This is a genomic window from Bradyrhizobium sp. (assembly GCF_049519115.1).
In the GTDB taxonomy this organism is placed as follows: domain Bacteria; phylum Pseudomonadota; class Alphaproteobacteria; order Rhizobiales; family Xanthobacteraceae; genus Bradyrhizobium.
On sequence record NZ_JBEKRB010000107.1, the window covers coordinates 1 to 10,578 of the forward strand.

Here is a 10,578-nt window from a genome sequence, read left to right on the forward strand (position 1 = left end):
TGATGCGCGGTTCAATCAAGTGCATATAGGCCAGACCAAAGTGGTTCAGTTGCTCGGCCGCATAACCGAAGAGCTCGTCCGGGTTGCTGTCCGACATCGAGCCGTAGGTGCCGCTAGGGCCCAAGCGAACTCCAACATGGCCGCCGCCCCAGACAGATGCAACAGCTTCAGTTACTTGCAGCAACAGACGTGTTCTGTTTTCGATGGAGCCGCCGTAGATATCTGTCCGGCGGTTTGAGCCGTCTTGCAGGAATTGATCGATCAGATAACCGTTCGCGCCGTGGATCTCCACACCGTCGAAACCTGCCTGCTTGGCGCGGAGTGCTCCGTCACGAAATTGTTCGATGATCTCCCCTATCTCAAATATTTCCAGCGCACGGCTGGGCGACGCTTTGACCCAGCCTTGATCGGTAAACACAAGGTCCTCTACCGGCACCACCGAGGGCGCGAGAGGTGCCACACCGCCAGTCATCGAGACGTGGCCCTGTCGGCCGACATGCCATAGTTGCAGGAAGATGATGCCGCCCTTCGAGTGCACCAGGTCCGTAACCTTACGCCAGCCGGCGACCTGGGCACCGCTATAGATGCCGGGAGCCCCCAGATAGCCACGCCCTTGCACCGAGACGGTGGTGGCCTCGGCGATCTGCAGCGCGCCCTTGTAAGCGCGTTGACCGTAATATTTGACCATCATAGGACTCGGTACGTCGCCAGGCTGATCGGAACGAAGTCGGCTCAACGGTGCCTGAACGATCCGCTGGTCGAGATGCGCGGCGCCGATCCGGACGCTTGAGTAGAGCTTGGACATGAGTCATCTCCAGTTTAGGGACTTTTGCGAGACCGGCAGGATGCCGGCCCCAGACGGGTCATGCTCACTTGCCAGCGGCAGCCGCAGCCTGTTCGATTACTTTGGCGACGGCTGCGGGCTGCGAGATGTAGACCGCATGGCTCGCTGTGATTTCCGTCGTCGTCGAATGCGCACGCGCATACATCGAGCGTTCGAGGTCCGGATTGATCGACCGGTCGTTCTTCGCCACCACGGCAAAGCTCGGCTTGGTCTTCCATGCTGGAGAGATGGCGGCGGTGGATAGCGCCTTGCCCGATGTCGCGACTTGCGATGCCGCCATGAATTCGGCGTCGGCCTTGGGAAGATCGGCGGCGAAGGCATCCTGGAAATGAGCCGGCAGGATCGTCAGAAAGCCGTCCTTCGACGGGACGATGAAATTGGTCGCAGCCGGCTTGCTCGATAGCAACTGACCGGCACTCTCGCCGACGTCGGGCGCCAGAGCAGCGATATAGACAAGGCTATCCACGTGCTGGTTGTTGCCAGCCTCACTGATAATCATACCGCCATAGCTGTGGCCGACCAGTACGGCCGGACCGTCGAGCCCATCAAGAACTCGGTTGGTCGCGGCGACGTCTTCTTCCAGCGAAGTTTCCGGCGGCTGCACGATGCTGACGTTGTATCCGCGCTTGCGAAGGATCTCCGCGACCGGCTTCCAGCCGGAACCGTCAGCGAATGCGCCGTGCACCAGCACGATGTTCTTGGTCGTGCCGACGGGCTGCGCCTTACTCGAAACGAGGTCAGCAGCCGCGGTCAGAGCGGTGGCGGCAAGGAACATTTTGATGAGCTTGTTCATGAGTAAAGTCCTTTCGGGGGTATGAGACTTGGATGAGTGGGTCGTACAGTTGAGGAACGTGAACGGAGTAAAATGATGTTGTGGCCGTGCCGGCTCACGGCGACGCCTGCTCTGGCGACGGCACGTCAAATCCATTGAGCGCCGTGGAAACGAAGGCATAGAGGCCGATCAGGTAGACGAGCTGAGCCGCACTGACTTTACCGAACGCTCTGAGGGCGAGTTGCCAGGTTACTTCCGGCAACGGCCCGCCCCTGCAGAGCCAATAGGCGACGTCAAATGCAATCCCTTCCTCGGCGGTGAGATCGTTCGGCCTTACGTTCGCGACAAGTGCGGATATCCGTGCCGCCGGCATGCCCATATGTTCGGTGACCGCGACATGCGCATAGATCTCATAACTCGCCTTGTGGAAGCCGCCGACAACAAGGATTGCGACCTCCTTGACGTTGGCGGGAACGGTTCCAAGTGAATTTATGGCCTTGGTTAGTTGCCAGAAGGCCTTGCCGATCTCGGGATGATGCAGCGATGCGTTCCAGGGACCAATCATTGAGCCGTCGTCAAGCGACGTCCTGAATGAATTGAAACCGGTCGCGATGCCGGCATGCATATCGTCATAAAGCTCCTTCTGATCCGGGCGGAGTGCGGATGGATGGATTGGCTGGAATCGCATGACAGTTCACTCCTCGTTGGGCACCGGACCGTCTGGACATTTATCTTGCGCGGCGGTTAGTTCGGCCCCGCAAGACCAATGTTTCGATCGTCGCTTACGTGCTACGACTCGATCATCTAGGCGACGAGCCGTGCCTTGGACGTCGCGATGGCGGCCTCGTCAATCAATGCCGCAACTTCGTTCGGCTTCGAAGCCAGGGATGCGTGGCTTGACTTGAGCGTAATAGTTTTCTTCGGGTTCATTCTCGCCGACATCCACTGCTGAATCTCCGGAGGGAGCATTCGATCTTCACTCGAAATCTGGTACCAGGACGGCTTCGATTTCCACGCCGGTACGGTCACGTTGTTCGAAAACGTGCCGAGGAGCGGCGCCTTCTGGGTTACGCCCATTACGAGACCTTCTTCAGGAGTCAGGTCCTGGCAGAAGCTTTCATGGAATTTGTCCTGCTTGATCCAGAGATACTGATCGTCGTCGACAGACAAATTGGCGGCGGCGACCGACTGTTGCCGTGCCGCGACGCTTCCCGCGCTTTCGCCGGCGTCTGGTGCGAATGCGGCGATATACACAAGACCGACTACGTTGTCGTGGTTACCCGCTTCGGTGATTACCGCACCGCCGTAGGAATGCCCTACCAGCAGGACCGGACCCTTCTGGGCCGCAATCATTTTGCGGGTACGCTCGGCGTCGTCCGCAAGCGAGGTCAGCGGATTTTCGACGGCATGGACATCGTAGCCCTTCCGCACAAGTATTGGGATGACTTTGGCCCAATGAGCCGCACCACCCCAGAAACCATGGACCAGAACAATCGTTGGCTTTTCCGACATAACACTCTCCTTGTTGGATGAAAGAATTTTTGAACTACCGGCGTTCTCGGCCTTTCGCCGAACGCGTCAGCTTGGAAATTTCGAATTAACTCATTTGCCCTCCGTTTCCCGCCGAGGCGGCGTACGCAAGCATCTCCATCCGGCCGTGGTCGGATTCAGATTCGCGAGTGGGACACGGATTAACTTCGCAGGACATCTGCCATCATCTTTCCGGCGAGTCGGCGCAGCAATTCCGTAGAAAATTCGTTCACCATGAAAAGCGGGCGGTGATACAGGCGGACATCTTCGATCAAGCCGGCGGCATCTTTGGCCAGGATCGTCGCACCGGCGACGAGACGACCCCTAAACACGCCTTCCCATTCAAGATAGGTCCGAGAAGCGCTATTCTCCTCGCGGCTGAATGCGATCGTTTCGTACATACCTCTTGTCTCATCGAACACCGCCCGAATGTCGGGCGCACCTCGAACGGTTCTGGGCAACACGGAGGCGCCGAGCGCCACGTCCGGAGTGAAGGCGGTTGAGAATTCATCCAGCGTTGGTCGCCTGATGATCTCGGACCAAATGCGTCCCGGTGTGAGATCATTCTTCACGGATGGGGTCGCGTGCGGCTGGTGATCATTCGGCATCGGCCAGCTCCATAAGCCGGGGGTAGTCGGTGTAGCCGCGGGCGCCGCCGCCATAGGAAGTCGCGCGATCAAACACGTTCAAAGGGGCCGATTTTCGGATTCGCTCAACGAGGTCCGGATTGGCGATGAACATGCGGCCGAAGGCTACAGCGTCTGCCAGGCCTGATGAGATGGTTTGGGCGCCGGTTGGCGCTGTATAGCCACCTGCAGTAACGACCGGCCCTGCAAACAGTCCGCGGAAGAGACTTGCGTTGTCCGCGCTATCGACGCTCGCATCATCCGCGATGCCGGCCGACGATGCCCTCGGCTCAATCAGGTGAAGGTAGGCGAGCCTGCGTTTGCTCAGCTCCGTAATCACGTAGTTGAAATGGGGAATGGTGGCGCTGTCGCTGAGACCGCCAAGATTGCCATGCGGTGAAAGTCTGACGGCAAGTCGATCCGAACCGATATCGTTTGATATCCCGTCCATCACCTCAAGCAACAGTCGAGACCTGTTTTCGATCGACCCGCCATATTCGTCTGTCCGGTGGTTGCTTCCGTCCTGGAGGAATTGATCGAGGAGAAAGCCGTTCGCTCCGTGGACTTCGACCGCGTCGAAACCCGCCTCGATCGCATTGCGTGCCGCCTGCCGAAACGTAGCAACGATGAATGGAAGCTCGGAGGTCTCCAGGGCGCGCGGCGTTTCGTAAGGGACCTGAGCAGACTGTGCCGTATAGGCGTGGCCGGGTGGCGTGATTGCCGAGGGCGCCACCGGCAGGCTGCCGTCCGGATTGTACGACGAGTGCGACCAGCGGCCATGATGCACGATCTGCTGGACGATGCGGCCGCCGCATTCGTGAACCGCATCCGTGACCGCGTGCCAGCCCGCAACCTGTGCGGCGCTATGGATGCCCGGCATATTCGGATAGCCATGCCCCTGAACGCTGATCGCGGTTGCTTCGGTGATATTCAATCCTGCGGAGGCCCGCTGCGCGTAATATTCAGCATTCAATGCCGTAGGAACGCCACCTGGGCCGGCCCTCATGCGGGTCAGTGCTGGCATAACGATCCGGTTCGGAAGCTTAAGAGCGCCGAGCACGATGGGTGTGAATAGGATGTCTACTGACATGAACTTGACCTTCCCAGAAATGATCGCTGACCGAATGCCGTTGTTCGTCGACCTAAACGCGCGCTGCGGCTACGCAGGAAATTCTCGCCCGAACATGGGCCGGCCGCTTTGCGACTCGGCGGCAGTTACTTCGTCCTGCAAGACGTCCCAGTGCTCCGCGAGCATGCCGTCGGCGATCCGCACGACATCGGCCGCAATCCAACTGCGCGGCCTTCCATGGCCCGAAAACCTGCCGTGGACGATCACAATGTCCTTTTCGGCTGCGATAGCTCCGTGTTCGTATCGGAGCGTCGCAGGTGTATTCTTGATCAAATTGAAGAGGCCATCTCGGCCCGGCGCGATATGAGCGCTGTGTTGGATGTAATCCGGCGACCAGAAACGCTCAGCCGCTTTGTAATCTCGCCTGTTGAAGAGCGCGTCGAATGCGTCGAGGACGAGCGCCTTGTTTGTTTCTTCGATTGTCTTTAGCATTTTTTGTCACCGCTACGGGTTGGAGAGCTTTGGGCTGCTCAGCTAAAGGTGAGCGTTCTGAAATCGATCGCGACCAACAACGGCTCGGGGATCTTGTGCATCGACTCGTCGTAGGCATAGATCCGCCGCGTGGTCGGCATTTTGATGCCCTGGAAGTCTCTGTAATTCGTGGAATAGTTTGCGCCCGTAGCTCCGCCCAGAATGTCGACCGTATAGTCGTGCCGTCGCATCAGGCCGTCGGGCCCGAAATGGGTGATCTGCGTTTTGTTATGGCTGACGACGCGATCCGGAAAGGTGACCTTCAGCCGGCGCCACTGCTCGCCGTCTTCTTCCCAAGGATCGATCTCCTCGCATTCGAATCCCGGATACGTATAAAGGAACGGCAGCGTGAGGTAGGTCCAAAGCGCTTCGCTGGCGAAGAACGCGACGTGGAATTTGTCCCAGGGTGTCTCACGAACTTGACCCGCAAACGCGGTTTCCGGATTGTCACGTTTCTCCACGACGTTGCCGTCGGGTGTCTCCAAGGTCTGGCGCGATGGAGCAAACACCGCGCGCAAGCCGGGCGATGAGAAGGGCGTGATTGAGAGCCGCTCTTCTTTGGTCTGGATCTCAAAAGTTTTGTCCGACAGAAGTCCAGGTTGCCGTTTGAGCTCCCAAATCGCGCCGCCGATCGAAAGCTCTGTCCGAAGCGTGCTGAATTCGTTCCAGCGTTCAATTCCGCCGTGGGCTTCGACCGCCATTTTCAAAAGGTCGATCATCGGTGTCCTCCTTGAAAGCTCGCTCTGAGCGAAGCCAATTCATAGGCTAACAGCCGGTTACGTGATTGCAGGAAACCTGCCAAAATGGCATTTTCCATCCGCAGCGATGCAAGATCGCTAAATTCGTATCAGGCATCTACGTGCCTGCACGCGCCAGTCCATGTTCGCTTTTAGAGTGGGGGATTTCGAGGCCCAGTTGAGACCTCAGTGCGCGAGCTTTCGCCATTTGCCGGGACTGCGCTTCTCTTGGCGAGCAAATACCCGAGAAAAATGGCTTTGATCGACAAAGCCGCAGATCAGCGAAATTTCAGACAGCTCCATACTGGTTTGCGCCAACAATCTACAGGCATGTTCGATTCGCTTGCGCGTGAGCCATTGATGAGGAGCCAACCCGGTTGTCTCCTTGAACGCGCGGGCGAAATAGTTGCTTGATAATTTGCACTCCGTCGCGAGCTTGCTGATCGTGTGGTTCGCGCCGGGATTTTCTTCAACCGCCTCAACGACGCGCCTCATCTGCCACGGCGACAGACCGCCATACGTGCGGCAGGGATCTGGCACACCGCCAAAGGCATGTACGGCATGGGCGTGAAACGCCAACGCCATATACTCGACGAAAATCGGCTGCGCCGCGTCGATGTTTGTCATGCTGGCCACCATGGCAAGAGCCATTCCGTGCATGATCGGATCGTTTACGCCGAAAGGTGGCGCTCGCAGACCGGCCACCCGGCGCAGGCCACGTCCGTAAGCCAGGGAGTCCAACGCAGAGCGCGGCATGTAAAACCGCACCATGTCGAATGACGAGTGCAGTTGAAGCTGCGGATTCTCAGACAGGTCGAATAAATATGTATCGCCCGCCTGCGACGGCGGTAGCGTTCCATGACCGCGATTTGTCCGTAACTCCCACGACCGCACGGGTTTAAGCATCACCTGAAATGCGAAAGAACCCTCGGGAGGAACCGGTCCCGCCAGACCATGCTCGTCATCGTCGCATCGCAGACGGGTAAATGCGATTGGGTTATCCGAAAGCGAGGGGGCGGCTAAGGTAGGAGCTTTGGCTAATCGGAACCGTCCACTCATGATGGTGTCGATCGATGCAGCATCCACGGGCAGAAGGTTCCCGCAAGGCTTATTTCCTGCCTTATTTGCTGCCTCGCCCGACAAGCAAGAATGTCCCTGCTGAGTGCCTAGAGGTGACTGAGTGGCGGTGTTATCCGTCTTGCCGATCACTTGTGAATCCTGTCCGATTTTGTTTTGTGATGCGACTTTGCTTCCGGATTTTGTGAGCAATTCTGACCACGCCTTGCGAAGGCTTCTCTGGCCAATGATTTTGCAAAGGCCCACGGAACGCAAACATACGCTCTCTGCCGGATAGATACGATACATACCATTGTATGCGCTCGATCCCTGTGTTGAGTTGGCGTTCCTTACCAACGACTAACTCGTATACAGCGAACGCTTGGTCCTGTATCTTTGCCCTTCAAGGGTGAGCCGTCCGATCGAGTGATTTGATGACGGCTCGCGCGTTCTCGAGCGAGGGCTGCGATGTCTGCACCTAATCCGCCCGACGCAACCACATCGAGCTTTGATAGCGATTTCTGGGCTGCACTCGACACGATTCCTGCTATCGCGACCTGCTATCTGCCCGACGGCACCCCTGAGTTCGTTAGTCGTAACTGGCGCGACTATACCGGACTGACGTTGAATGACTTCGTTGGACATCGTTCAGGTTCAGTTCATCCTGACGATGTGACCGGTCTAACTTCGCAATGGCGAACGAACATAACGTCGGGAGGACCTTTTACCGTCGAGCACCGTCTAAGGCGAGCAGGCGGTGAATACCGGTGGTTTCAATTTGCCGCTCAGCCGCTCTCTTCCAACTCCGGCAGAATTATTCGCTGGTACGGAGTCCATACCGACATCGAAGACCGCAAGCGAGCCGAGGAGGCGCTTCGCGACAGCGAACAACGTTTTCGCGCATTCAACGAGGCCACATCGGATTGGTATTGGGAAACAGGTCCAGACCATCGCTTCACCTACATGCCTGATGATCGCCCGTTTTTTGACTCCATCGCGGCTCCGACGAGAATCGGTTTAACGCGATGGGAGGTAGCCGCTGACGTAGAATCGGAGCCGGAAAAGTGGAAGGCCCATATCGCGACGCTAACGGCACACGAGACGTTTCGTGATTTTCTGTACCGCGTACTGCTGAATGACGACACGATGGCTTACATCTCCGTGAGCGGGATCCCGAGGTACGACACACAGGGACGTTTTCTCGGATACAGAGGCGGCGGCACCGATGTAACCTCGGCGATCCGGTCGGAGCACAGTAGAAAAGCTCTTCGGCAGGCTCAAGCCGAACTCGCGCATGTCACGCGCGTTACGACGCTCGGCGAGTTGACCGCATCAATCGCTCACGAGGTGAACCAGCCTTTGGCAGGCGCAGTCGGCAGCAGCACTGCATGTTTGAGGTGGCTGGACAAAGATCCACCTCGGCTCGACGAGGTCCGCACCTCGGTGGCCGCAATCATACATGATTGCAATCGGGCAAGTGACATCATCGCTCGAATTCGCGCTCTCGCGAACAAGACTGATACCAAGATGGATACGCTCGACATCAACTCTGTTGTTTCGGAATCGGTTGAGTTGATAAGCCGCGAGTTGAACAATCACGGTGCCACGTTAACACAGGATTTAGCTTCCGGACTCCCACCGATCGGCGGCGATCGTGTTCAACTTCAGCAGGTCTTCATCAACTTGATTATGAACGGCGTCGAAGCCATGGGTGACGCGCCGAACGACGAGCAAACGATTGTCATCCGCTCCAGAATAGGCCTCGCCGACGAGGTCTATATTGACATCCAGGACTTCGGAGCCGGCATCGAGCCGAGACATTTCGAAAAGCTCTTCGACGCCTTCTTCACTACAAAGCCAAAAGGACTCGGAATGGGCCTTTCGGTTAGCCGGTCTATTATCGACGCTCATGACGGACGCCTAACGGTGACAGCCACCGGCAAAGCGGGCACAACTATCCGGATAGCGCTTCCGTCGCAGCATAAAAAGCCGACCGGCGGAATTAGCCAGTCGCTCCCACCCCGCGCTACAATAAGCCGTAGGGTTACAGCCGAAGGGCGTGATGATTAACAAGCATCCATTGCAGTCTATGGTCTATGTTGTGGACGACGACTCGTCTATCCGCAATTCCCTAACCAGTTTGTTTCGCTCGTTGGATTTCCAGGTCGAGAGCTTTAGCTCCCCCGGCGAATTTCTAAAACATGACATCGCAGACGTGCCACGTTGCATGATTTTGGACGTCCGCATGCCGGGATCGAACGGGTTGGACTTTCAGGCGAGCCTCCTTGAAGCCGGAATAGAAATGCAGATCGTGTTTTTGACCGGGCGAGGCGATATCCCAATGTCAGTTCGCGCGATGAAATCAGGCGCGATCGATTTCTTGACCAAACCCTATCGAGAGCAAGACTTGCTGGATTCCGTCAGGACCGCAATAGAACGGGATCGTAAACAGCGCGAGATCCGTCGATTGATGTCGGATATCAGGACTTGCTTCGCGACCCTCAGCCGCCGAGAGAAAGAAGCATTGTCGCTTCTCGCGTCGGGCCTGTTGAATAAGCAAGTAGCGGAAAAGATGGGCCTCGCGGAAATCACGGTCAAGATTCATAGAGGCAGCATCATGCGCAAGATGCACGCAAAATCATTCGCTGACCTTGTTAAGATGTCGGAAGCACTAGGAGTCAGTGAGCGTATCTGGGTCGCACAAACCTAAGTATAGTTCTCTCGAGAGCGCTCATGGGGCACTGTCAACTCTGCCCTTGCCAGTGGGACTCCGATACATCAAGTGAGCGCCTTTGCCCCAGCCTCTTATCGTGTCAATTATTGATGACGATTTTTCGGTTCGCGTAGCGGTAGCTGACATCGTGAGGTCGATGGACCTGACGGCAAATACGTTCGCGTCTGGTCAGGACTTTCTGAAGTCGAACAGCTTATCCGACACGGCTTGTATCGTCGCAGACGTGCAGATGCCAGGACTTAGTGGAATTGAACTTCAGCAAGCCCTGACAGCGAAGCAGATGAAAATACCGATGATTTTCATCACGGCCTATCCTGATGAAAGGACTCGCGCCAAAGCGTTCGAAGGCGGGGCTATCTGCTTTCTGAACAAGCCTTTCGGTGGCTCCGCGATTGTTGAATGCATTGAGCGAGCGTTGAGCATTCGCGATATTCCGGAATAAACGGGGTACGAAGCCTCAGCGTCGACTAAATTTGGCGTCCGACGTGGGAGCCGGCGAACCTATTTCCGCTTGAGGCCCTTGAATGAACTCTGCCGCAGCAGACCTTCGGAAGTGATGTCGCGATACTCCACATCCGCGAAAAATGTCGGCTCGACCCACGTGGCCTTCGGCTTCCTGATCGGCTTGGTCAGCTTGGATTTCGGGCTTACGACGGTATCAAGCTGTTTTCTGATCTGG

The 10,578-nt window shown here is 57.0% G+C and carries 13 protein-coding genes; 3 read left to right on the forward strand and 10 right to left on the reverse strand.

Translation table 11 applies throughout. The features are described from left to right. From ABSE61_RS34685 to ABSE61_RS34725, 9 genes are all read right to left on the reverse strand, one after another. A partial coding sequence (locus tag ABSE61_RS34685; RefSeq protein WP_423875692.1) for an alkene reductase occupies positions 1 to 805 on the reverse strand: 805 nt, incomplete at its 3' end. A gap of 64 nt (positions 806 to 869) precedes the next feature. Next, a complete protein-coding gene (locus ABSE61_RS34690; RefSeq protein ID WP_423875693.1) occupies positions 870 to 1,637 on the reverse strand; it encodes an alpha/beta fold hydrolase in 768 nt (255 codons plus the stop codon). Between the two features lie 94 nt (positions 1,638 to 1,731). After that, entirely contained in the window at positions 1,732 to 2,304 is a 573-nt protein-coding gene (locus ABSE61_RS34695) for a carboxymuconolactone decarboxylase family protein (RefSeq protein WP_423875694.1), read from the reverse strand. A 116-nt stretch (positions 2,305 to 2,420) separates the two neighbouring features. Next, complete coding sequence (locus tag ABSE61_RS34700) at positions 2,421 to 3,128, reverse strand: alpha/beta hydrolase (protein WP_423875695.1); 708 nt, start codon at positions 3,126 to 3,128, stop codon at positions 2,421 to 2,423. A 179-nt stretch (positions 3,129 to 3,307) separates the two neighbouring features. Then, entirely contained in the window at positions 3,308 to 3,754 is a 447-nt protein-coding gene (locus ABSE61_RS34705; RefSeq protein WP_423875696.1) for a hypothetical protein, read from the reverse strand. Next, on the reverse strand, positions 3,744 to 4,862 hold the full coding sequence (locus ABSE61_RS34710) for an alkene reductase (protein WP_423875697.1): 1,119 nt from the start codon (positions 4,860 to 4,862) through the stop codon (positions 3,744 to 3,746). The genes ABSE61_RS34705 and ABSE61_RS34710 overlap by 11 nt, the downstream gene beginning before the upstream one ends. A gap of 69 nt (positions 4,863 to 4,931) precedes the next feature. After that, positions 4,932 to 5,333: a nuclear transport factor 2 family protein gene (locus ABSE61_RS34715; protein ID WP_423875698.1), complete on the reverse strand. Its 402-nt coding sequence runs from the start codon at positions 5,331 to 5,333 to the stop codon at positions 4,932 to 4,934. 38 nt (positions 5,334 to 5,371) lie between these two features. Beyond that, on the reverse strand, positions 5,372 to 6,091 hold the full coding sequence (locus ABSE61_RS34720) for a hypothetical protein (RefSeq protein WP_423875699.1): 720 nt from the start codon (positions 6,089 to 6,091) through the stop codon (positions 5,372 to 5,374). Positions 6,092 to 6,295: 204 nt separating this feature from the next. Next, positions 6,296 to 7,474, reverse strand: coding sequence for a helix-turn-helix domain-containing protein (locus tag ABSE61_RS34725; protein ID WP_423875700.1), 1,179 nt, complete (start codon positions 7,472 to 7,474; stop codon positions 6,296 to 6,298). A gap of 159 nt (positions 7,475 to 7,633) precedes the next feature. Between ABSE61_RS34725 and ABSE61_RS34730 the strand changes: the two genes are divergently transcribed. The 3 genes from ABSE61_RS34730 to ABSE61_RS34740 all read left to right on the forward strand — a co-directional run bounded on the left by ABSE61_RS34730 (position 7,634) and on the right by ABSE61_RS34740 (position 10,341). Next, positions 7,634 to 9,235, forward strand: a complete 1,602-nt coding sequence (locus ABSE61_RS34730) for a PAS domain-containing sensor histidine kinase (protein WP_423875701.1) — start codon at positions 7,634 to 7,636, stop codon at positions 9,233 to 9,235. After that, entirely contained in the window at positions 9,228 to 9,875 is a 648-nt protein-coding gene (locus tag ABSE61_RS34735) for a response regulator transcription factor (protein ID WP_423875702.1), read from the forward strand. The genes ABSE61_RS34730 and ABSE61_RS34735 overlap by 8 nt, the downstream gene beginning before the upstream one ends. Positions 9,876 to 9,975: 100 nt before the next feature. Continuing rightward, entirely contained in the window at positions 9,976 to 10,341 is a 366-nt protein-coding gene (locus tag ABSE61_RS34740; RefSeq protein ID WP_423875703.1) for a response regulator transcription factor, read from the forward strand. A gap of 59 nt (positions 10,342 to 10,400) precedes the next feature. Here the strand turns inward: ABSE61_RS34740 and ABSE61_RS34745 are convergent, their stop codons facing one another. After that, complete coding sequence (locus ABSE61_RS34745; protein WP_423875704.1) at positions 10,401 to 10,574, reverse strand: ATP dependent DNA ligase; 174 nt, start codon at positions 10,572 to 10,574, stop codon at positions 10,401 to 10,403. Between the last annotated feature and the right edge of the window lie 4 nt (positions 10,575 to 10,578).

What these genes read in the sequence shown, in the direction of transcription:
- ABSE61_RS34710 (WP_423875697.1), bottom strand. Translation starts at nt 4,862, where the DNA reads ATGTCAGTAGACATCCTATTCACACCCATCGTGCTCGGCGCTCTTAAG.
- ABSE61_RS34690 (WP_423875693.1), bottom strand. Translation starts at nt 1,637, where the DNA reads ATGAACAAGCTCATCAAAATGTTCCTTGCCGCCACCGCTCTGACCGCG.
- ABSE61_RS34695 (WP_423875694.1), bottom strand. Translation starts at nt 2,304, where the DNA reads ATGCGATTCCAGCCAATCCATCCATCCGCACTCCGCCCGGATCAGAAG.
- ABSE61_RS34730 (WP_423875701.1), top strand. Translation starts at nt 7,634, where the DNA reads ATGTCTGCACCTAATCCGCCCGACGCAACCACATCGAGCTTTGATAGC.
- ABSE61_RS34715 (WP_423875698.1), bottom strand. Translation starts at nt 5,333, where the DNA reads ATGCTAAAGACAATCGAAGAAACAAACAAGGCGCTCGTCCTCGACGCA.
- ABSE61_RS34735 (WP_423875702.1), top strand. Translation starts at nt 9,228, where the DNA reads ATGATTAACAAGCATCCATTGCAGTCTATGGTCTATGTTGTGGACGAC.
- ABSE61_RS34705 (WP_423875696.1), bottom strand. Translation starts at nt 3,754, where the DNA reads ATGCCGAATGATCACCAGCCGCACGCGACCCCATCCGTGAAGAATGAT.
- ABSE61_RS34700 (WP_423875695.1), bottom strand. Translation starts at nt 3,128, where the DNA reads ATGTCGGAAAAGCCAACGATTGTTCTGGTCCATGGTTTCTGGGGTGGT.
- ABSE61_RS34725 (WP_423875700.1), bottom strand. Translation starts at nt 7,474, where the DNA reads ATGTATCGTATCTATCCGGCAGAGAGCGTATGTTTGCGTTCCGTGGGC.
- ABSE61_RS34720 (WP_423875699.1), bottom strand. Translation starts at nt 6,091, where the DNA reads ATGATCGACCTTTTGAAAATGGCGGTCGAAGCCCACGGCGGAATTGAA.